At 64.0% G+C, this 18958-nt stretch carries 18 protein-coding genes and 2 tRNA genes; 10 read left to right on the top strand and 10 right to left on the bottom strand.

Features of this window, described 5'->3' with window-relative positions; all coding sequences use genetic code 11:
* Positions 1-91: 91 nt before the first annotated feature.
* The 3 genes from E0501_RS05100 (at position 92) to E0501_RS05110 (ending at position 4138) form a co-directional block, all read left to right on the top strand.
* Positions 92-760 (top strand): TRAP transporter small permease, encoded by a 669-nt coding sequence (locus tag E0501_RS05100; protein WP_137700249.1) that lies wholly within the window; start codon positions 92-94, stop codon positions 758-760.
* Positions 760-2124: a TRAP transporter large permease gene (locus tag E0501_RS05105; protein ID WP_137700250.1), complete on the top strand. Its 1365-nt coding sequence runs from the start codon at positions 760-762 to the stop codon at positions 2122-2124. The genes E0501_RS05100 and E0501_RS05105 overlap by 1 nt, the downstream gene beginning before the upstream one ends.
* A gap of 130 nt (positions 2125-2254) precedes the next feature.
* Positions 2255-4138 (top strand): SLC13 family permease, encoded by a 1884-nt coding sequence (locus E0501_RS05110; RefSeq protein WP_137700850.1) that lies wholly within the window; start codon positions 2255-2257, stop codon positions 4136-4138.
* Positions 4139-4248: 110 nt separating this feature from the next.
* Here the strand turns inward: E0501_RS05110 and tpiA are convergent, their stop codons facing one another.
* The 5 genes from tpiA to rimK form a co-directional block, all read right to left on the bottom strand.
* Positions 4249-5001, bottom strand: a complete 753-nt coding sequence (gene tpiA / locus E0501_RS05115; protein ID WP_137700251.1) for a triose-phosphate isomerase — start codon at positions 4999-5001, stop codon at positions 4249-4251.
* Between the two features lie 88 nt (positions 5002-5089).
* Positions 5090-5470 carry a HesB/IscA family protein gene (locus E0501_RS05120; RefSeq protein WP_137700252.1) on the bottom strand — a complete coding sequence of 127 codons (381 nt, stop codon included), beginning with the start codon at positions 5468-5470 and terminating at the stop codon, positions 5090-5092.
* Between the two features lie 28 nt (positions 5471-5498).
* The gene (locus tag E0501_RS05125) at positions 5499-5861 is read right to left on the bottom strand and encodes an SUF system Fe-S cluster assembly protein (protein WP_137700253.1); all 363 of its coding nucleotides are present in this window, start codon (positions 5859-5861) and stop codon (positions 5499-5501) included.
* A 186-nt stretch (positions 5862-6047) separates the two neighbouring features.
* Entirely contained in the window at positions 6048-6830 is a 783-nt protein-coding gene (locus E0501_RS05130) for an enoyl-CoA hydratase-related protein (RefSeq protein WP_137700254.1), read from the bottom strand.
* 64 nt (positions 6831-6894) lie between these two features.
* Positions 6895-8304 carry a 30S ribosomal protein S6--L-glutamate ligase gene (gene rimK, locus E0501_RS05135; RefSeq protein WP_137700255.1) on the bottom strand — a complete coding sequence of 470 codons (1410 nt, stop codon included), beginning with the start codon at positions 8302-8304 and terminating at the stop codon, positions 6895-6897.
* Between the two features lie 69 nt (positions 8305-8373).
* On the opposite strand from rimK, the gene tgt reads away from it, so the two are divergent.
* Entirely contained in the window at positions 8374-9504 is a 1131-nt protein-coding gene (tgt, locus tag E0501_RS05140) for a tRNA guanosine(34) transglycosylase Tgt (protein ID WP_137700256.1), read from the top strand.
* Positions 9505-9587: 83 nt separating this feature from the next.
* Here tgt and E0501_RS05145 read toward each other — a convergent pair whose 3' ends face one another.
* Positions 9588-10241 carry a cysteine hydrolase family protein gene (locus E0501_RS05145; RefSeq protein ID WP_137700257.1) on the bottom strand — a complete coding sequence of 218 codons (654 nt, stop codon included), beginning with the start codon at positions 10239-10241 and terminating at the stop codon, positions 9588-9590.
* A 273-nt stretch (positions 10242-10514) separates the two neighbouring features.
* On the opposite strand from E0501_RS05145, the gene lon reads away from it, so the two are divergent.
* On the top strand, positions 10515-12920 hold the full coding sequence (lon, locus tag E0501_RS05150) for an endopeptidase La (RefSeq protein ID WP_137700258.1): 2406 nt from the start codon (positions 10515-10517) through the stop codon (positions 12918-12920).
* A 74-nt stretch (positions 12921-12994) separates the two neighbouring features.
* On the opposite strand, the gene E0501_RS05155 is transcribed toward lon, so the two are convergent.
* On the bottom strand, positions 12995-13186 hold the full coding sequence (locus E0501_RS05155) for a hypothetical protein (RefSeq protein ID WP_137700259.1): 192 nt from the start codon (positions 13184-13186) through the stop codon (positions 12995-12997).
* Positions 13187-13439: 253 nt separating this feature from the next.
* Here E0501_RS05155 and E0501_RS05160 point away from each other — a divergent pair, with 253 nt between their 5' ends.
* The 3 genes from E0501_RS05160 (at position 13440) to E0501_RS05170 (ending at position 14639) form a co-directional block, all read left to right on the top strand.
* Entirely contained in the window at positions 13440-13796 is a 357-nt protein-coding gene (locus tag E0501_RS05160) for an HU family DNA-binding protein (protein WP_235857748.1), read from the top strand.
* A gap of 19 nt (positions 13797-13815) precedes the next feature.
* A tRNA-Val gene (locus E0501_RS05165) sits at positions 13816-13890 on the top strand.
* Positions 13891-14063: 173 nt separating this feature from the next.
* Complete coding sequence (locus E0501_RS05170) at positions 14064-14639, top strand: histidine phosphatase family protein (protein WP_137700260.1); 576 nt, start codon at positions 14064-14066, stop codon at positions 14637-14639.
* A gap of 146 nt (positions 14640-14785) precedes the next feature.
* On the opposite strand, the gene E0501_RS05175 is transcribed toward E0501_RS05170, so the two are convergent.
* Positions 14786-15250 (bottom strand): MaoC family dehydratase, encoded by a 465-nt coding sequence (locus E0501_RS05175; protein WP_137700261.1) that lies wholly within the window; start codon positions 15248-15250, stop codon positions 14786-14788.
* 99 nt (positions 15251-15349) lie between these two features.
* On the opposite strand from E0501_RS05175, the gene E0501_RS05180 reads away from it, so the two are divergent.
* Positions 15350-15425, top strand: a tRNA-Val gene (locus tag E0501_RS05180).
* 188 nt (positions 15426-15613) lie between these two features.
* Here E0501_RS05180 and E0501_RS05185 read toward each other — a convergent pair.
* Together E0501_RS05185 and E0501_RS05190 are read right to left on the bottom strand one after the other, a co-directional pair.
* Positions 15614-16450: a DUF2182 domain-containing protein gene (locus E0501_RS05185; protein ID WP_137700262.1), complete on the bottom strand. Its 837-nt coding sequence runs from the start codon at positions 16448-16450 to the stop codon at positions 15614-15616.
* Between the two features lie 16 nt (positions 16451-16466).
* Complete coding sequence (locus tag E0501_RS05190; protein ID WP_137700263.1) at positions 16467-17105, bottom strand: DUF1326 domain-containing protein; 639 nt, start codon at positions 17103-17105, stop codon at positions 16467-16469.
* A gap of 302 nt (positions 17106-17407) precedes the next feature.
* Between E0501_RS05190 and E0501_RS05195 the strand changes: the two genes are divergently transcribed.
* The gene (locus tag E0501_RS05195; protein ID WP_137700264.1) at positions 17408-18928 is read left to right on the top strand and encodes a class I adenylate-forming enzyme family protein; all 1521 of its coding nucleotides are present in this window, start codon (positions 17408-17410) and stop codon (positions 18926-18928) included.
* Positions 18929-18958: the final 30 nt, after the last annotated feature.

An 18958-nucleotide genomic window follows, 5' to 3' on the forward strand; every position in this document is an offset into this window, starting at 1 on the left:
AGCTGACACTCACGTAAACAGGCGGGCGGGCCGTTCGGGGAGATGGCCCGCCCGCATCATAAAGACATCTCGACACGGGGGAGGGACCGGGATGGCGCATCGCAAGCTGTCGCTGACCGATCAGATCGAGGAAACGCTGATCGCCGCGATACTGGGCCTGATGACGGTAATCACCTTTGCCAATGTCATCGCACGTTTCGTTTTCAATTCGAACATCCTGTGGGCGCTGGAACTGACCGTGTTCCTGTTTGCCTGGCTGGTACTTCTGGGCGCATCCTATGCGGTGAAGACACACAGCCACCTGGGCGTGGATGCCATCGTCAACATGGTGGCGCCGCCGGTGCGCAGGGCGATGGCGCTGATCGCGGTTGCCTGCTGCCTGGCGTTTTCGCTGCTGCTGGTGAAAGGCGCCTATGACTACTGGTCGGTCTTTGCCGAGCTGCCGCCGACGAGCGGCCGCTGGTTCCCCACCGGGTTCGAGGACAAGTTCCGCGGTCAGGGCTGGTACGAGGTGCAGGACATTCCGATGATCGCGCCGCTGCGGTTCCTGGAGGACTGGATCAACCTTGGTGAATCCTACGAGAAGATGCCGAAGGCGGTTCCTTACCTCGTGCTGCCGGTTTCCATGCTGCTCCTGACGTTCCGCTTCGCGCAGGTCGCCGTGCAGGTCTGGCAGGGCCGGATCGACCGCCTGGTGGCCAGCCACGAGGTTGAAGACGAGCTTGCCGAAGCGCGGGCCAAGGCCGGGGGGACGAACTGATGGAAGTAGTTCTTCTTTTCTCGATGGTCGTGGGCCTGCTGCTGATCGGGGTGCCGATCGCGGTGGCGCTGGGGCTGAGCTCGATTCTCTTCCTGCTGTGGTTCTCGGATGCGACCATGGCCAGCGTCGCGGGCACGCTGTTCGAGGCCTTCGAGGGGCATTACACGCTGCTGGCCATTCCGTTCTTCATCCTGGCATCGAGCTTCATGACCACGGGCGGTGTCGCCCGGCGAATCATCCGCTTTTCCATCGCCTGCGTGGGGCACCTGCCGGGCGGTCTGGCCATTGCCGGCGTATTTGCCTGCATGATGTTCGCCGCGCTATCGGGCTCGTCTCCGGCCACGGTTGTCGCTATCGGCTCGATCGTGATCGCGGGGATGCGGCAGGTGGGCTATTCCAAGGAATTCGCCGCGGGCGTCATCTGTAACGCGGGCACGCTGGGCATCCTGATCCCGCCCAGCATCGTGATGGTGGTCTATGCCGCGAGCGTCGAGGTGTCGGTGGGCCGGATGTTCCTGGCCGGTGTCATCCCGGGGCTTCTGGCGGGCCTGATGCTGATGGTGACGATCTATGTCATGGCCAAGGTCAAGAACCTGCCCAAGGGTGACTGGCAGGGCTGGCGCGAGATCTGGGAGTCGGGCCGCGAGGCCGGCTGGGGCCTTTTCCTGATCGTCATCATCCTGGGCGGCATCTATGGTGGGGTGTTCACCCCGACCGAGGCCGCGGCGGTGGCGGCGGTCTATGCCTTCCTGATCGCAAGCTTCATCTACCGGGACATGGGGCCGCTGGCCGATGGGCGCGGCAATGTGCTGACGCGGCCGCAGGCGCTGCTGACGGCGTTTTTCCATCCCGACACCAAGAAGACGCTCTTCGAGGCGGGAAAACTCACCGTCACGCTGTTGTTCGTGATCGCCAACGCGCTGATCCTGAAACATGTCCTGACCGAGCAGCAGGTCCCGCAGCATATCGCCGGGGCGATGTTGAACGCGGGGTTCGGCCCGGTGATGTTCCTGATCGTGGTGAACGTGATCCTGCTCATCGGCGGGCAATTCATGGAACCCAGTGGCCTTCTGGTGATCGTGGCGCCGCTGGTGTTTCCGATCGCGATCGAACTGGGCATCGATCCGATTCACCTGGGCATCATCATGGTGGTGAACATGGAGATCGGGATGATCACGCCGCCGGTTGGTCTGAACCTCTTCGTGACCTCGGGCGTGGCGGGCATGCCGATGATGGGCGTGGTGCGCGCGGCGCTGCCGTTCCTGGTCGTGCTGTTCGTGTTCCTGATCATGATCACCTACATTCCGTGGCTGTCGACCTTCCTGCCCAACACCTTCATGGGGCCGGAGATCATTACCAAGTAGCGAGGGACCAGGGTAAACGAGTGGGAAAGGCGGCCTTTCGGGGCCGTCTTTTCTTTTGCGACGAAATTTCGTTTGGCGGAAACGGGTTGCGCCCATATTCTGATCACTGAATGAGATGGAGGGGCAGGACATGGAGCCGCTGGCGCTAAACTTCGAGATGACGGTGGTTCTCGGAGTGCTTGGCCTGACGGTCGTCCTGTTCGTGACCGAGCTTTTCCGGATCGATTTTACCGCGATCCTGATCATGGTTCTGCTAGGTATCCTGAGCCAGTTCCCCAGCATGGAGAACCTGGCCGACCCGCAGCACCTGTTCGATGGCTTCGCATCGAATGCGGTGATCTCGATCATCGCGGTGATGATCATCGGGGCGGGCCTGGACCGGACCGGGCTGATGAGCAAGGTGGCTGCCACGATCCTGAAATATGGCGGACGCACCGAGACGCGTATCATCCCGATCATTTCCGGCACGGTGGGCTTCATCTCGTCCTTTATGCAGAACGTGGGGGCGGCGGCGCTGTTCCTGCCGGTGGTCAGCCGCATTTCGGTGCGCACCGGGCTGCCGCTCAGCCGGCTGCTGATGCCGATGGGGTTTTGCGCCATCCTGGGCGGCACGATGACGATGGTAGGCTCGTCGCCGCTGATCCTGCTGAACGACCTGATCCACACGGCCAACCAGAGCCTGCCGAAACATAACGAGATGGAGCCCTTCGGCCTCTTCTCGGTCACCCCGGTGGGCGCGGCGCTGGTGGTGACGGGGATCCTTTATTTCGTCCTTTTCGGGCGCTGGATACTGCCTTCGCGCGAGACGGGCGGCGACCGGACGTCGGGGCAGGCGGTGGGCGCCTACCTGAAACAGACCTATGGCCTGAAATCCGATATCGTCGAGGTGAAGTTCCCGGCGGGCAACCTGCTGGAAGGGCAGACCTTTCGCGACATCATGCAGGCGCACAACCTGTATATCATCGGATCCGCCCGGGAAGGGCGCCGCTATATGACGCCGCCGGTGGACACCAAGATCGAAACGCCCTGCCGCTTGGCGATCCTGGGGCGGCGCAAGGTGATCGAGGAAGTGGCCGGCTGGTACGGGCTGGAGGTGCTGGGCGACCTGGATGTTTTCGCCGAGGATTTCGCCCCGACGGTGGCGGGGGTCGGCGAAGTCGTCGTGCCGCCCAATAGCCCGGTGGTCGGCAAGACGCCGCTCGAGGTGGCGCTGCGGCGCACCTACGGGATGAGCCTTCTGGCGGTGCACCGGGCCGGGCAGACCTATAGCCTCGTGGAAACCCAGGAGCATTCTGCCGATGACATCCTGAACATCCCGCTGCAGGCCGGCGATACGCTGGTCGTGTTCACCACCTGGGAGGCGCTGGCGCGACAGAGCCGCGGGCGGGATTTCGTTATCGTCACCTCGGATTTCCCGCGCGAGGAGATGCGTCCGAAAAAGGTGGGCTGGGCGCTAGTCTTCTTTCTGATATCGCTGTCGCTGATCCTGTTCACCGATGTGCGGCTGTCGCTGGCGCTGTTGACGGGCGCGGCGGGTATGATCGCGACGAAGGTTTTGCGGATCGACGAAGCTTATGAGGCGGTGAGCTGGCAGACGGTGTTCTTGTTGGCGAGCCTCATTCCGCTGGGCCAGGCGGTGCAGCATACCGGCACGGCGGCGTGGATCGCGCACCAGGTGGTTGCGCTGTTGGAGGGTTGGCCGATCTGGTCGCTGCAACTGGGCGTGGCGATCCTGTCGACGATCTTTACGCTGGTGATGTCGAACGTGGGCGCGACCGTGCTGCTGGTGCCGCTGGCGGTGTCGATCGCGGTGGCGGCAGGCGGGGATCCGGCGATCTTCGCGCTGACGGTGGCGATCTCGACCTCGAATTCCTTCCTGATCCCGACGCACCAGGTGAATGCGCTGATCATGGGACCGGCGGGTTACAAGGTGGTGGATTTCGTCCGCTCGGGGGGGGTGATGACAGTGCTGTTCCTGATCGTTTCGATGGTGATGATGAACCTGGTGTTCTGAAGACCCGGAGCGCCTGGGGCGCGCAGTTTGGGTTTGCGTTCAGGCCACGCAGGCCTTGGGGGCGCTGCCCCCAAACCCCCGAGGTATTTCCGGTCAGATGAAGCGGGGGATCAGGCGCTTTCTTCCAAAGCCTTGATAATGGGCGAAAAATCGGTGGCCTTGAGAGAGGCGCCGCCGACAAGGGCGCCGTCGACATTGGGCACGCTGAAGATTTCGGCGGCGTTGTCGGGTTTGACGGAGCCGCCATAGAGGAGGCGCACGCCGCGGCCGACATCGGATCCGAAGCGGCTTTCGAGATGGGTGCGGATGAAATCGTGCACCTCGCCGATCTGGGCCGTGGTGGGCACCTTCCCGGTGCCGATGGCCCAGATGGGTTCATACGCGATGACTAGGTTTTCGGCGGTGGATTTGTCGGGGACGGAGAGGGAGAGTTGACCGCCGATGACATTGAGCGTGTTGGCGGCTTCGCGCTGGGCGAGGCTTTCGCCCATGCAGATCACCGCTGTGAGGCCGGCGGCATGTGCGGCGCGGGCCTTGGCGCGGACGTCTTCGCTGCTTTCCTCGTGATCCTCGCGGCGTTCGGAGTGGCCGAGGATTACTGCGGAAGCCCCTGAATCGGCAAGCATTTCCGCCGAGATATCACCGGTATGCGCGCCCGAGCGTTCGGCGTGGCAATCCTGCCCGCCGATGGCGAGCGGGCTGCCGGCGCAGACCTGCGCTGCGGCCGCGATCAGCGTTGCCGGGGGGCAGATCAGCAAGTCAGCCGCGGGATCGGGATGGGCGGAGGCGAGCGCCGTGAGCTCGGACAGCGAGGCGGTGAGCCCGTTCATCTTCCAGTTTCCGGCGGCCAGTTTGCGGCGCATGTATCCCTCCCGACTTGTTGGTTCGCGCTATCATCGCGGGGAATGCGCGCCGGTCAAGGGAAGCGATGTCGCGGGCTCAGCCCCGGGCCTAGTCCGCGTCACGTTCGGCCTGCAAATCATCGATATCTTTGAATTTTATCGACTCTCCGCAGCCGCAGGCATCTTCCACGTTGGGATTGTTGAACACGAAACCAGACTCGAGCAGAGAGGTCTGGTAGTCGATCTCGGTGCCGAACAGGAACATCTGCGCCATGGGGGCGATCATGACGCGGGCGCCGTCCTGTTCGACGACCTCGTCATTAGGATCGACCGTGTCGACATATTCCATGGTGTATTCCATGCCCGCGCAGCCGCCTTTCTTGACGCCGATGCGCAGGCCCTGGTGGCCCTCTTTCGCCATCAGCCTGGCGATCTGGGCAATGGCGGCCGGGGTCATCGTCACGGCCTGTTTTCCGGGGATGCCGAACATGAGCTTCTCCTTCCAGTCCGTTGATTTACTACATGAAACCCAGCTCGAGCCGGGCCTCGTCGCTCATCATTTCCATGCCCCACTGGGGCTCCCAGGTGAGCTCGACATCGACCTGTTTGACGCCGGCCAGGGGCGAGATCGCCTCGGCCACCCAGCCTGGCATATCACCCGCCACGGGGCAGCCCGGAGCGGTCAGGGTCATGATCACGCGCACCTCGTTCTGGTCGCTGATGTCGATCGTGTAGATCAATCCCAGATCATAGATATTCACAGGGATTTCAGGGTCATAGACAGTGCGGCAGGCCTCGACCACCGCGTCGTAGAGCGGGTGGTTCACGGTCGAGGGCGCAATAAGCGGCGTGCCTTCGAGCGGCTCGGGCTGTTCGGTCATGGAGGGCCTCGCGTATTTCCTGACGAAACATATAAGGTTTCAAGTCGCGCGCGTAAAGAGACAGCGGGTTAACATCGGCGTGCTCCCCGATTCCGGGGGGTGATTTGCGTGCACCGCCCGGCTGACATCCGGCTGCCGGACAAGACGGGCGGGATTAACGCGCGTTAAGGTTAACGCGGCGTACGCTCAGCCGGACCAGCGCGAGTCTTTTTCATGCGCGATGCGGTTGGGATCCATGAAATGGCCGATCATGGTTTCGGTGGCCATGTCGTAGGCGGCGGGCAGGTCGAGATCGAGATGGCGGTAGGTGGTCAGCTTGCCCGCGGCGATCGGGCCGGGGTTGCGGGTGGCCAGCGTGGATGCGAAATCCATCACCCGGGCGCGCAGCTCGGCCGGGTCGGTGATCTCGTTGACGAGGCCGGCGCGCAGGCCCCAGTCGGCGGGTTTGGGCGTGCCCGAGAGCAGAAGCTCCATCAGGTGCTTGCGGCCCACGGCGCGCGACACGGCCACGGCAGGGGTAGTGCAGAACCCGTTGTTCATCACGCCGGGCAGGCAGAAGGCGGCGTTGTGCGAGGCAAATGCCAGATCGCAGGCGGCGACAAGTTGCAGGCCGGCGGCGGTGGCGATGCCATCGACCATGGCGATGGTGGGCCGGGGCGAGTAGGTGACGTCCTGCATCATCCGGGCGCAATCGGCGAAGAGCTGGCGCAGGTAAGCCTCGCCATGGTCGTCATTGGCGCGGTGGCGGGCGATTTCCTTCAGGTCATGACCGGCGCAGAAGATATGGCCGGGCCCGTCGATCACGATCACGCGGGCCTCGGCGTTGTCGGCCGCTGCGGTGACGGCATCGTGCAGGGCGTTGATCAGGGCGAGGTTCAGCGCATGGGCCTTGCCATTGCCCAGCGTAAGCGTGAGCACGCCGTCTTCGAGCGTTTCGGTGACGAGATCGGGGGCTTGCATCTGGTTCATCGCGGTCTCCTCCTGCGGGCGGAGAGTGCCCGCGAGAGGCGGCCGGCACAAGGGTTTCGGTGCGTCACGCGCCCTTTGCGGCGGATTTCCGGCGACGGATCGGGGTGGGGCGCACGCGGCGCTCGATTTCCTCGTAGAGCTTTTCCACCACGTTCTTGCCCGTGGAGGTTTCGATTCCCTCGAAGCCGGGCGAGGAATTGACCTCGAGCACCTTGGGGCCGGTGTCGGAGCGCAGGAGATCGACGCCGGCCATGTTGAGATCGAAGGCGCGGGCGGCGCGGATCGCGGTTTCGCGTTCCTCCTTCGAGATGCGCACCGACTTGGCGCTGCCGCCGCGATGCAGGTTCGAGCGGAAATCGCCTTCGGCGCCGGTGCGTTTCATCGAGGCCACCACCTTGCCGCCAATCACGAGGCAGCGGATGTCCTCGCCGGCGGATTCCTTGACGAAATCCTGCACGAGGAAGTTGGCCTTCAGCCCGCGGAAGGCGTCGATCACCGACTCGGCGGCCTTTTTCGTTTCGGCCAGGACGACGCCCTTGCCCTGGGTCGATTCCAGCAGCTTGACGATCAGCGGCGCCGAGCCCACGAGCTCCATGAGATTGCGCGTGTCCTTGGGCGAGGCGGCGAAGGCCGTGTTGGGCATGCCGATCTTGGCGCGCGCCATCAGTTGATGGGCATAGAGCTTGTCCCGGCTGGCCGAGATCCCGGCCGAGGAATTGACGCAGAAGGTGCCGATGGTTTCGAACTGGCGCACGACCGCGGTGCCATAGGGCGTGATCGAGGCGCCGATGCGTGGGATGACGGCATCGTAGCGCGGCAGGCGCTTGCCATCGTAATGCACCTCGGGCGCGAGCGCGTTGATCGCCATGTAGCAGCGGGTGGTGTCGATCACCTCGACCGTGTGGCCGCGTGTTTCGCCTTCTTCGACAAGGCGGCGGGTGGAATAGTTGTCTTCGCGGCTGAGCACGGCGATGCGCAGGGCGCGGTTGGGCGCCTCGTGGCGCATGCGGGCGGTGTGGTAGACCTCGTAGCTGAGCTCGGGCTGGAGGAAACGCTCGGTGGCGATGATGGTGATATGATCGAGCAGCGCCTGCCGGCCAAGCAGCATGCGGTTGGCCATGCCCGCGCGGTTGGTGAGCGTGATTTCGACCGGCCAGGTTTCGCCGCCCACGGAAATGGGCGTTTCGATGACATAGCGGTGTTCGCTTTCGCCGTTGGAGCTTGTCACCTCGCGGCGGTCGATGATCGGCGCCGAGCAGGGAATGACCAGGTCATCGCGGCCGGGGATCGGGTGCAGGGTGAAGCGCACCTTGGGTTTGGCATGGGGGCCGAAGGTTTCGATGTCATAGGCATGCAGGGCCGAGGTTTTCGCCCCGGTGTCGACCTTGGCCTTGAGCGCGGGCAGGCCGAGCTCGGGCAGGGCGACCCATTCTTCCCAGCCGAACTTGAGGATGCGGGGGGATGGATCGCTCATGCGGTTCTCCTTGGCAAAGGCGGGGCATCATCTGTAAAGAGGCGGCCTGATACCGCCCGGGAGCATCTTATGGCAACCAAATTCGACTTCAACCTGACGGCCACGGACGGCGCGGCGCGCACGGGCGTGATTTCCACCCCGCGGGGTGAGATCCGCACACCGGCCTTCATGCCGGTGGGCACGGCCGCGACGGTGAAGGCGATGATGCCGGAATCGGTGCGCGAGACGGGCGCGGATATCCTGTTGGGCAATACCTATCACCTGATGCTGCGGCCCGGCGCGGAGCGGATCGACCGGCTGGGCGGGTTGCACCGGTTCATGAACTGGCCGCGGCCGATCCTGACCGACAGCGGCGGGTTCCAGGTGATGAGCCTGAGCGGATTGCGCAAGCTGACCGAGGAGGGGGTGACCTTCAAGAGCCATATCGACGGTTCCAAGCATCACCTGACGCCCGAGCGCAGCATGGAAATCCAGCGCCTGCTGGGCAGCGATATCGTGATGTGTTTCGACGAATGCCCGGCGCTGCCCGCGGACCGCAGGCGGATCGAGGAGAGCATGCGGCTGTCGATGCGGTGGGCGGACCGCTCGCGAGAGGCGTTCGGGGACCGGCCGGGGCATGCGCTCTTCGGGATTATGCAGGGCGGCCTGGAGCGCGACCTGCGCGAGGAAAGCGCAGAGGCGCTGAAAGGGATCGGCTTTGACGGCTATGCGATCGGCGGTCTGGCCGTGGGCGAGGGACAGGAGGCGATGTTCGGCTGTCTCGACTATGCGCCGGGGTTCCTGCCCGAAAAGAAGCCGCGCTACCTGATGGGGGTGGGCAAGCCTGATGACATCGTGGGCGCGGTGAAGCGCGGCGTGGACATGATGGATTGCGTGCTGCCGTCGCGGAGCGGGCGGACCGGGCAGGTGTTCACGCGGCGCGGCGTGGTGAACATCAAGAACGCGCGGCACGCCGACGATCCGCGGCCGCTGGACGAGGCCTGCAGCTGCCCGGCATGCCGGAACTATTCGCGCGCCTACCTGCATCACGTGTTCCGGGCGCAGGAGATCATTTCCTCGATGCTGCTGACCTGGCACAACCTGCACTATTTCCAGGAGATCATGGCCGGCATGCGCGCGGCGATCGCGGCGGGCAGGTTCGACGCCTGGGAGGCTGACTTCCACGCGACCCGGGCCCTGGGCGATGTCGACCCCCCTTGACGGCGGCACGGCGCTCGGCTGCGCCATCGCCCCGCCCGCCGTCCTGTATGCCTCCGGCGGGGATATTTCCGGCAAGATGAAGTTTAGGCGCTGCGCGCGGTCGGTGCGGGGGCGTCCGCTTCGTTGCCCTGGGCGCGGGTAAGGCGGGGCGCGTCGGCGCCAAGCAGGCCAAGCGCGTCGGCGGTGGTGATGGCGGTGCAGAATTCACCGTGCAGGTTTCCCACGGACATGGCGTGCACCAGTTCGGGATCGCGGTCGATGCCGTTGAGGTCGGCATGGTTGCAGGCAGCGCAGGCATCGTGCACGAGATAGGTGTCATAGCCCATGTTGCCGGCCATGCGCGTGGTGGTTTCGACGCAGAAATTGGTGAAATACCCCGCGATCACCAGCCGCGAAATCCCCGCGCGGCGCAGTTGCAGTTCGAGATCGGTGCCGATGAAGCCGGAATTGACCGATTTCTCGATCACGATATCGCCGGTGGCGGGCTCGAGCCCGTCGATCTGGGCGCCCGAGGGCAGGGCGAATTTCAGCGGGCTGTCGGGTTCGATGCTGTCGTGGCGGGTAAACGCCACGCGGCGCCCGGCGTTGCGGAAGGCGGCGAGCAGCGCGCGCAGGTTGTCATCGCAGCCGGGATTGTTCATCCGCCCGGTAGCCCCGCCCCAATGGGCAAGATCATGCACGCCTTTCTGCACGTCGATGAGCAAGAGCGCGGTGTCGGGTCCGAATTGGGCGATCATGGGGGTGGGTCTCCTGTGCGGTTCGGGGGCAGGATAGCGCCGTCGGCGGGGGTGTCACGGGAGAAAATTTTCACCAGCCTTAACCGCGAGGCCAATCGCCGCTTGCGGGCCGGCACGCGGGCAGGCATGCTGGGGTGAAGGTTGAGACCGGGCCGTATTGAAATCGACAGGCCGAGGCCCCAATTAACCTTTCGGAAACGCGGAGGCGCCGCGTGCTGCCTGATGAGGGGCCCGGCGCCTTGCCAAGAACAAGGAACAGATCCAATCATGAGCATGCAAGAGCCTCTGAACACATCCTATCCGGTGCTGCCGCTGCGCGATATCGTGGTGTTCCCGCACATGATCGTGCCGCTTTTCGTCGGGCGCGAGAAATCGGTGCGCGCGCTGGAAGAGGTGATGGCTGATGACAAGCAGATCCTGCTGGCCAGCCAGATCGACCCGACGGTGGACGACCCCACCACGGATGGCATCTACAAGGCCGGGGTGCTGGCCAACGTGCTGCAGCTGCTGAAGCTGCCGGATGGCACGGTGAAGGTGCTGGTCGAGGGGCAGGCGCGGGTGCGCATCACCGAATACCTGGAAAACGAGGAATTCTTCGAGGCGAGCCCCGAATACCTGACCGAGATGCCGGGCGACGCGGCGACGATCGAGGCACTGCACCGCACGGTGACGACCGAGTTCGAACGCTATGCCAAGGTGCGCAAGAATATCCCCGAGGAAGCGCTGAGCGCGGTGAGCGAGGCCGACGATCCGGCGAAACTGGCCGACCTCGTGGCCGGGCACCTGGGCATCGAAGTGGGCCAGAAACAGGAGCTTCTCGAGACGCTGAGCGTGAGCGAGCGGCTGGAGAAGGTCTATGGCCTGATGCAGGGCGAGATGAGCGTTCTGCAGGTCGAGAAAAAGATCAAGACGCGCGTGAAATCCCAGATGGAGAAGACGCAGCGCGAATACTATCTGAATGAGCAGATGAAGGCCATTCAGAAGGAGCTGGGCGACGGCGAAGAGGGCGCTAACGAGATCGCCGAGCTGGAAGAGAAGATCTCCGGGACCAAGCTAAGCAAGGAGGCCAAGGAAAAGGCCGATGCCGAGCTGAAAAAGCTGAAGAACATGAGCCCGATGAGCGCCGAGGCGACGGTGGTGCGCAACTATCTCGACTGGATGCTGAGCATTCCGTGGGGCAAGCGCAGCCGCGTCAAGAAGGACCTGCACAAGGCGCAGGAGATCCTGGATACCGATCACTATGGCCTGGAGAAGGTCAAGGAGCGGATCGTGGAATACCTGGCGGTGCAGCAGCGTTCGAAAAAGCTGAAAGGCCCGATCATGTGCCTTGTCGGCCCGCCGGGCGTGGGTAAGACCTCGCTGGGCAAATCGGTCGCCAAGGCGACGGGACGCGAATTCATCCGCATTTCGCTGGGCGGCGTGCGCGACGAGAGCGAGATCCGGGGCCACCGCCGGACTTATATCGGCTCGATGCCGGGCAAGATCATCCAGGCGATGAAGAAGGCCAAGACCAACAACCCGCTCATCCTGCTCGATGAGATCGACAAGATGGGGCAGGATTTCCGCGGCGATCCGGCCAGCGCGATGCTGGAGGTGCTGGACCCGGAACAGAACTCGACCTTTGTGGACCACTACCTGGAAGTGGAATACGACCTGTCGAACGTGATGTTCCTGACCACGGCCAACAGCTATAACATGCCGGGGCCGCTGCTGGACCGGATGGAGATCATCCCGCTGGCGGGCTATACCGAGGACGAAAAGCGCGAGATCGCGCGGCAGCACCTGGTGCCCAAGGTCGTCACCAATAACGGCCTGAAGAAGGGCGAGTTCGAGATCGACGACAGCGCGCTGACCGCGATCATCCGGCATTATACGCGTGAGGCCGGGGTGCGGAACCTGGAGCGCGAGATCGCCAAGGTGGCGCGCAAGGCGGTGACCAAGATCGTCAAGGGCGAGGATGAGAAGATCGTCGTAACTGGCGAGAATATCGACGATTTCCTGGGCGTGAAGAAGTTCCGCTATGGCCTGGCCGAAGAAAAGGACCAGGTGGGTGTCGTCACCGGGCTGGCCTATACCAGCGTGGGCGGCGAGCTTCTGAACATCGAGGCGCTGCGCCTGCCGGGCAAGGGCCGGATGAAGACCACCGGCAAGCTGGGCGATGTGATGAAGGAATCGATCGACGCGGCCAGTTCCTATGTCCGCAGCATCGCGCCGCAGATCGGGGTAAAGCCACCGCGGATGGACAAGTGGGACATCCACGTGCACGTGCCCGAGGGCGCCACACCCAAGGACGGGCCCTCGGCCGGTCTGGCCATGGTCACGGCGATCGTCAGCGTTCTGACCGGCATTCCGGTGCGCAAGGACATCGCCATGACCGGCGAGGTGACGCTGCGCGGCAATGCACTGGCCATCGGCGGGCTGAAGGAGAAACTTCTCGCGGCGCTGCGGGGCGGCATCAAGCGGGTGCTGATCCCCGAGGAGAACGAGAAGGATCTGGCCGAGATCCCCGACAACGTGAAGGAGGGGCTGGAGATCATCCCCGTCAAGCACGTGTCGGAGGTTCTGAAGCTGGCGCTGGTGGATACGCCCGAGCCCATCGAGTGGGACGAGGAGGCCGAAGAGGCCGCGGCCGCGGCCGCGCTGGCCGAGACCGGTGGGGCAAGCGCCACGGCGCACTGAGCCCTCTCACAGCAGTTGAAAAGGCCGCCCCGGCAGGGCGGCCTTTTTTCGTGCCGGCAAAAAGATGCGGGCGGTCAGTCGGACGTTGCGGCAGCCATCACCGCGGCCAGGAAGAGGATCAGCCCCGTGCCCGCGGCCGAGGATGTTGCCGTGGTTTCCGAGACGATGAGATCGGTTTCGACAACCGGATCCCCGAGGCTGCCGGCGAGCGCCGGGCCGGTGGCGAGCGTTGCGGCCAGCGCCGCGGGCAGGATGATGCGTTTCATGATTTCCCCCAAGGTTACTATCAACAGGAAAAGGCTAGGGATTGCAGGGTCATCATGCAACTTTGACTAGATATTGCGGTGCGTTTTCGTTAACCTACCAGAAAACGAAGCCAAAAAAGCAACGAGGCAGACCGAGATAGCGACAACCAAGACGAGCAAGTCGACTCGCCCGACCAAGTCGACGAAGACGACCGCAGGCAAGACGACGACCGGGAAAACGGCCAAGGCGCCGACACCCCGCAAGACGATCAAGGTGACACCGAAACCGGTGGCCAGCACGCCGGAACCGGTAGTGGTGCAGGAAACCAAGCCCGCCACGGTGTCGGCTGCCATGCGCAAGAAGGGACTGGTGGACGCCGTGACCGAGCGGTCGGGGGTGAAGCGAAAGTTCGTCAAACCCGCCATCGAGGCGGCGCTGGCCGAGATCGGCGAGGCGATCGCCGCGGGGCGCGACCTGAACCTGCCGGGTCTGGGCAAGATCAAGGTGCAGCGTAGCAAGAAAATGTCGAACGGCGATGTCTATATCACGCGCATCCGCCGGCCGCTGGCCAACACCGATGCGCCCGCCGGGGATGATCCGAAAGACCCTCTTGCAGAGGCCGCCGAGTGAGGCTAAAAGCCCGTCCACCGGGTGATTAGCTCAGTGGTAGAGCGCTTCGTTCACATCGAAGATGTCAGGAGTTCGAATCTCTTATCACCCACCAGAATTCCGAAGGCGCGCTCTTTCCGGGCGCGTCTTCTTGTTTTTGGGCCTGACCAACGCGCGTCGCCTTTGGCGCCACGCTGGGTCAGGAGTTCGAAACTCTTATCACCCACCAGAATTCCGAGGGCGCGCTCTTTCCGGGCGCGTCCTTTTGCGTTTGGCTGAGGAGTTGCCATGACGGATTATCCTACGCTTTACCTTCTGCGCCACGGCCAGACCGACTGGAACCGCGACCGGCGGGTGCAGGGGCAGATGGAATCGGACCTGACCGAACTGGGGCGGGGCCACGCGGCCGCGCAGGGGCGGATATTGCAGGCGCTGGAGCTGCCCGAAGGGATTGCCGCCTATTGCAGCCCGCAGCGGCGCACGCGCCAGACCGCCGGGATCGCGCTCGGCGCGGTTGGGCTGGAGCCGGTTTACGACGACCGTCTGAAAGAGGTCTACCTGGACCGCTGGGAGGGGCATCTGTATGCCGATCTGGCCGCGCAGGAGCCCGAGACTTTCGAGGGCCGTTCGGTGTTCGAACTGTGCCTGATCGGGCCGGGCGAAACCGAGGCCGACCTGCGGGCGCGGATCGGGGCGTTCCTGCGTGAGTTGACCGGACCCGCCGTGGTGGTGAGCCACGGCGTGGCGCTGACCATCCTGCGCGGCATCGTCCTGGGCGTGGGCATGGAGGAAATGATTGCCATGCGCCGCGACCAGGGCGTGGTGCTGGAGTTGCGTGACGGGGTCGAAGTGACCCACCGCTAGCATATGTGGAGGCGCCCCCGTGGCGCGGCCCCACCCACCCACCCGCCGCGCCACGGGGGCGCGAAGCGCGCCATATCGGAGCTTGCGCGCGATGCGGGCGTCGGATTCGAGTATTTTTCCAAGAAAGAGCGGAGGAGCGGGCGCGTTCAGAGCCGCATCAGGTAGGTCTGGTGGCCGTCGCAGACGAGCGTGCCGTCCTGTTTGTGAATGCTGATTGCCAGCGTGATCGTGCCGGTGGTGCTGCGTTTTTCCATCGCCGTGATCTCGAACGCGGGATAGAGCGTATCGCCGCAATAGACCGGCGCGAGAAAGCGCGATGATTGCGAGACGAAGCCGATCAGCCCCTCGCCCATCTGGTGGGCGAGGGGCGCAGCGCCGATCGCGGCCTGGATGAGCGTCTGGTAGCCATGCGCCATCAGGTCGCGATGGCCGAGACGTTCAAGATAGGCGCGGTCATAGTGGATCGGATGGTTGTCGCCCGACGCGGCCTGGAAGGCGGCGAAGACGCCTTCGGTCATGGTGCGCGAGGGGGCGCGGAATACCTCGCCCAGCTGAAAATCGTCAAACGGACGGGTGGCGTGGGTCTGGTGTTGCGTGGGATCGAAGGTCATGAAAGCTCCGGTTTGCTGCGGCTCTGAGCCAAGCGGGCGGAGGCGCGCGCGTCAAGGGGCTTGCACGGGGGCGCGGGCCGGGGTAATGAGCCGCGCGCGGGGTCGTTAGCTCAGTTGGTAGAGCGCTTCGTTTACACCGAAGATGTCGGGAGTTCGAGTCTCTCACGACCCACCATAATCCCACCGTTGTGATTTGTTTCGGTGCATTGGTTCCGGCTGCTGGCCCGACCGACGCGCATCGCCTGCGGCGCTACGCTGGGTCGGGAGTTCGAGTCTCTCACGACCCACCATTCCCCCACAGTCGAATTGCCATGCCGGGGGGCGAGGACCGTGTGGCTGTGTCCGTCCTGGCCGTGGCCCGCGTTACATCGCGGGCCAGACCGAGGTGGCAACCAGATAGGCCCCGACCAGGAACAGAACTACGCCGCTACCCTTGTTCAGAAGGTCGGGCCGTGGCGCGAGTTTTTCAGCCAGCACGTAAAGCGCCAGGCCGACGATCCAGTAGAGGTTCATGATCCCGCCGACAAAAAGCAGCGCCATGAGCGCCCAGCAGCATCCCAGGCAATAGGAGCCGTGATGCATGCCCATGACCAGGGCGCCCGAAGCGCCGGGGCGGCGGTGCGCCGAAAGGAACTCGGCCGGGCTCCGGCAATGGCTGAGGCAGGATTGCTTGAGGGCGCTGAACTGGTAGAGGCCGGCCAGGATCATCACTGCACCGGCAAAGCTGCGTGACTTGATCGTCATCATCGCGGCGCTTGTGAGGCCGGTCGCGTCTCCGGCCCATTGCAGGCTGGCCGCAACGGCGGAAAACGCCGCCCAGGCGAGAAGGTATCCGGCGAGGAACACCAGGCTGAACAGGCTTGTCCGGGCGCGTTCGGGCCCGGTTTTCTTGATGGCCGCGAACAGCAACAGCATGGGCGCCACGCTGGGCGTCATCATCGCGATCATCATGATCCACCACATCAGGAAAATCAGGACCGCGTATCCAAGCGTCCATTGCGGTGACATGCCCATCGACATCGGCTGGCCGATGGGGCGTGCCATGCGTGTCATTTCCAGAGCGGACATGTTCATGCCAACTCCGAAGATCGTGTAAAGGCCGGCGAGGAGCACCACGGCGGCCACGGCGACAAGGACAACCCATTTGTCGCGCGCAGCCAGCCGTTCGACGCCGCCGGGCATCGGGTTTGTATCGCTCATGACGGGTTCGTGGCGCTCAGGCGCGCACCACGCCCTGTCCGGTGAGGTGCAGCTGGGCAACATGGGCATGCGTTGCGGCGTTCTTGAGAAGCTCGATCTCGCCCCCGTTTGTCGTGGTGCTGCCCGAGGCCATGAAGGCTTCTTCGAATTCGAAGCCGTGCGGCAGCTTGATACTGATCAGGTGCGGGTCACCCGTAATGATATTCGGGATCGGTTCGACCTCGGTCTCGAAGACGCCGGGCACCTTGATCGATCCCTTGGCGCTGTCTTCGTCGAAGGTCATGTCGATCGGCAGGTAGAGCGTGTCGTGCTTGTTGGGGGCCATGGCGCTGAAGACATACCACATCGTGGCCATCTCCTCGGTATCCTGACCGGTCATGATCGCCTCGAGCGCGGCGCGTTGCTCGGGGCTTGCTTTCTCGTCGATGATGAGTTGCATCTCGCCGTTGCCTTCATGGATGGCGCCCGGCCATTTGTAGATGCCCGCCGCTCTCAGGCCGCTCAGATCGATATCGCCGTAATGACCGTCTTCGATTTCGAAAGCAGCGGCGGCTTCGCAGGTGCCATCGCTCGGAGCCTGGCTGAACTGGCAGGGGCAGCCGAAATTGCAGTTGCAATTGGCAAGTTCCAAAGCTTTGATTTTCCATTTTTTCATGATTTTTCTCCTCATTCCAATGGGCGTTAATACCCGTGTCTTTGCCCGTTGGGCCGACCTTGCCTGAGAAGATGCCAAATTTGTTTTCGTGACCCGGAAAGTGGGGAGATGAAAATGAACAAAATTAACATAACACTTTCGTGCCTTCGCGGCAAAAAGCCGGAAGTTGAAAATGCAAAGGTCCAGATCAACCGAGCTTCGGCCCTTTGCTGAGGGGCGTCACAGGACGTTGCGGCACGGAGATGCCGGTGATGGTGACTCTTTCGCGATGGCGCGGCAAAGTCGCGGCAAGGGAGAGAGAGATGAATCGACTTCACGAGCTGTTGGAGGCTGCTGCAGGGGCGCGGGGCGATCTGCCGGGCGTCATAGACCATGATGATCGCCAGTATGACTGGGCGCAGATGAAGGCGGGCGCGGAAGCGGCGCGCGATGCGTTGCAGGCGCGCGGGGTACGGCCGGGCGACCGGGTGGTCATCGTGCTGGAGAACAGCGCGGCGATGGTGGCCTATCTTTTCGGCTGTTCGATGATGGATGCGATCGCCAGCCCGGTGAATGCGCGGCTTTCCGAACCCGAGATCGACCGGATCGTGCGCCATTCCGATGCGGCGGCCGTGGTGATGACGGTGGAAACCGGCGACGCGCCGCGCGCCCATGCCGCGCGGCTGGGCGCCGAGGAGGTGCCGGGGCCGGTGGGTACGGTGGCGATCCTGGCGCGCGAGGGCACCACGCCCGAGCCGGTGCACGAGGCCGCCCGGCACCAGGTGGCGATCCTGCTTTATACTTCGGGGACGACGGGCGTGCCCAAGGGGGCGATGCTGAGCCACCGGGCGTTCCTGAATTCTGCCGCGGCCTCGGAACACCTGCGCGACCTTGTGGCGAGCGACATGACCTACCTGGCGCTGCCGATGAGCCATGTGTTCGGCCTGGCCACGATCCTGGCGATCACCAAGTCGCAGGGCGCGGTGCGGCTGGAGGCGCGGTTCGACGTGGCGCGGCTTTTCGAGGCGCTGAAAACCGATATCACCGTGCTGCCGGCGGTGCCGCAGATGCATGCGCAGCTGTTTCACTATGCGCGCAAGCATGGCATGCAGCGCTATGAGAAGGGGCTGTTGCGTTACACGTCTTCCGGGGGCGCGCCGCTTGATCCAGCGTGGAAGCGCGAGGCCGAGGCGTTCTATGGCGTGGCGCTGCAGAACGGTTATGGCCTGACCGAGACATCCTCGGGCGTGTGTGCCACGCGCAACGAGAAGGGCGACCCGGACAATTCGGTCGGCGTAAAGATGCTGGGCAGCGAGGTGCGGGTGAACACCAATGCGCCGGGATCGCACCCCGAGGAGGGTATCGGCGAGGTCGAGGCCGGCGGGCCGCAGGTGATGCTGGGTTATTTCCGCGATCCCGAGGCCACGGCGGCGGTGATGACATCCGATGGCTGGCTGCGCACCGGTGACCTGGGCCGGTTCGACAGCCACGGGCGGTTGCACATCGTGGGGCGCACGAAAGAGCTGATCATCCATTCGGGGTTCAACGTCTACCCGGCCGAGGTGGAGGCTGCGATGACCGAGCATCCCGACGTGATCCTGGCTGCGGTGGTTGGTCGCCCGGTCGAGGGCAACGAGGAGGTGCTGGGCTTTATCACCACGGCGCCCGATGCGGGACTGGACGAAGAAGGCTTGCGGCAATTCCTGCGCGACCGGCTGGCGCCCTACAAGGTGCCATCGCGGATCGTGGTGGCCGATGCGCTGCCTGCGGCGCCGACCGGCAAGATCCTGAAATCGACGCTGGTTGAGCATTTTTCCCACGCGCTGGACAGCGCGGCCGACTGATCCGATCGTTCGGGTATGCGAAACGCTGTG

Origin of the sequence: Marimonas lutisalis, from assembly GCF_005434965.1 — a bacterium.
GTDB classification, from domain to species: Bacteria; Pseudomonadota; Alphaproteobacteria; order Rhodobacterales; family Rhodobacteraceae; genus Marimonas_A; species Marimonas_A lutisalis.

What these genes read in the sequence shown, in the direction of transcription:
- E0501_RS05100 (WP_137700249.1), top strand. Translation starts at nt 92, where the DNA reads ATGGCGCATCGCAAGCTGTCGCTGACCGATCAGATCGAGGAAACGCTG.
- E0501_RS05105 (WP_137700250.1), top strand. Translation starts at nt 760, where the DNA reads ATGGAAGTAGTTCTTCTTTTCTCGATGGTCGTGGGCCTGCTGCTGATC.
- E0501_RS05110 (WP_137700850.1), top strand. Translation starts at nt 2,255, where the DNA reads ATGGAGCCGCTGGCGCTAAACTTCGAGATGACGGTGGTTCTCGGAGTG.
- tpiA (WP_137700251.1), bottom strand. Translation starts at nt 5,001, where the DNA reads ATGCGCCGCAAACTGGCCGCCGGAAACTGGAAGATGAACGGGCTCACC.
- E0501_RS05120 (WP_137700252.1), bottom strand. Translation starts at nt 5,470, where the DNA reads ATGTTCGGCATCCCCGGAAAACAGGCCGTGACGATGACCCCGGCCGCC.
- E0501_RS05125 (WP_137700253.1), bottom strand. Translation starts at nt 5,861, where the DNA reads ATGACCGAACAGCCCGAGCCGCTCGAAGGCACGCCGCTTATTGCGCCC.
- E0501_RS05130 (WP_137700254.1), bottom strand. Translation starts at nt 6,830, where the DNA reads ATGAACCAGATGCAAGCCCCCGATCTCGTCACCGAAACGCTCGAAGAC.
- rimK (WP_137700255.1), bottom strand. Translation starts at nt 8,304, where the DNA reads ATGAGCGATCCATCCCCCCGCATCCTCAAGTTCGGCTGGGAAGAATGG.
- tgt (WP_137700256.1), top strand. Translation starts at nt 8,374, where the DNA reads ATGGCAACCAAATTCGACTTCAACCTGACGGCCACGGACGGCGCGGCG.
- E0501_RS05145 (WP_137700257.1), bottom strand. Translation starts at nt 10,241, where the DNA reads ATGATCGCCCAATTCGGACCCGACACCGCGCTCTTGCTCATCGACGTG.
- lon (WP_137700258.1), top strand. Translation starts at nt 10,515, where the DNA reads ATGCAAGAGCCTCTGAACACATCCTATCCGGTGCTGCCGCTGCGCGAT.
- E0501_RS05155 (WP_137700259.1), bottom strand. Translation starts at nt 13,186, where the DNA reads ATGAAACGCATCATCCTGCCCGCGGCGCTGGCCGCAACGCTCGCCACC.
- E0501_RS05170 (WP_137700260.1), top strand. Translation starts at nt 14,064, where the DNA reads ATGACGGATTATCCTACGCTTTACCTTCTGCGCCACGGCCAGACCGAC.
- E0501_RS05175 (WP_137700261.1), bottom strand. Translation starts at nt 15,250, where the DNA reads ATGACCTTCGATCCCACGCAACACCAGACCCACGCCACCCGTCCGTTT.
- E0501_RS05185 (WP_137700262.1), bottom strand. Translation starts at nt 16,450, where the DNA reads ATGAGCGATACAAACCCGATGCCCGGCGGCGTCGAACGGCTGGCTGCG.
- E0501_RS05190 (WP_137700263.1), bottom strand. Translation starts at nt 17,105, where the DNA reads ATGAAAAAATGGAAAATCAAAGCTTTGGAACTTGCCAATTGCAACTGC.
- E0501_RS05195 (WP_137700264.1), top strand. Translation starts at nt 17,408, where the DNA reads ATGAATCGACTTCACGAGCTGTTGGAGGCTGCTGCAGGGGCGCGGGGC.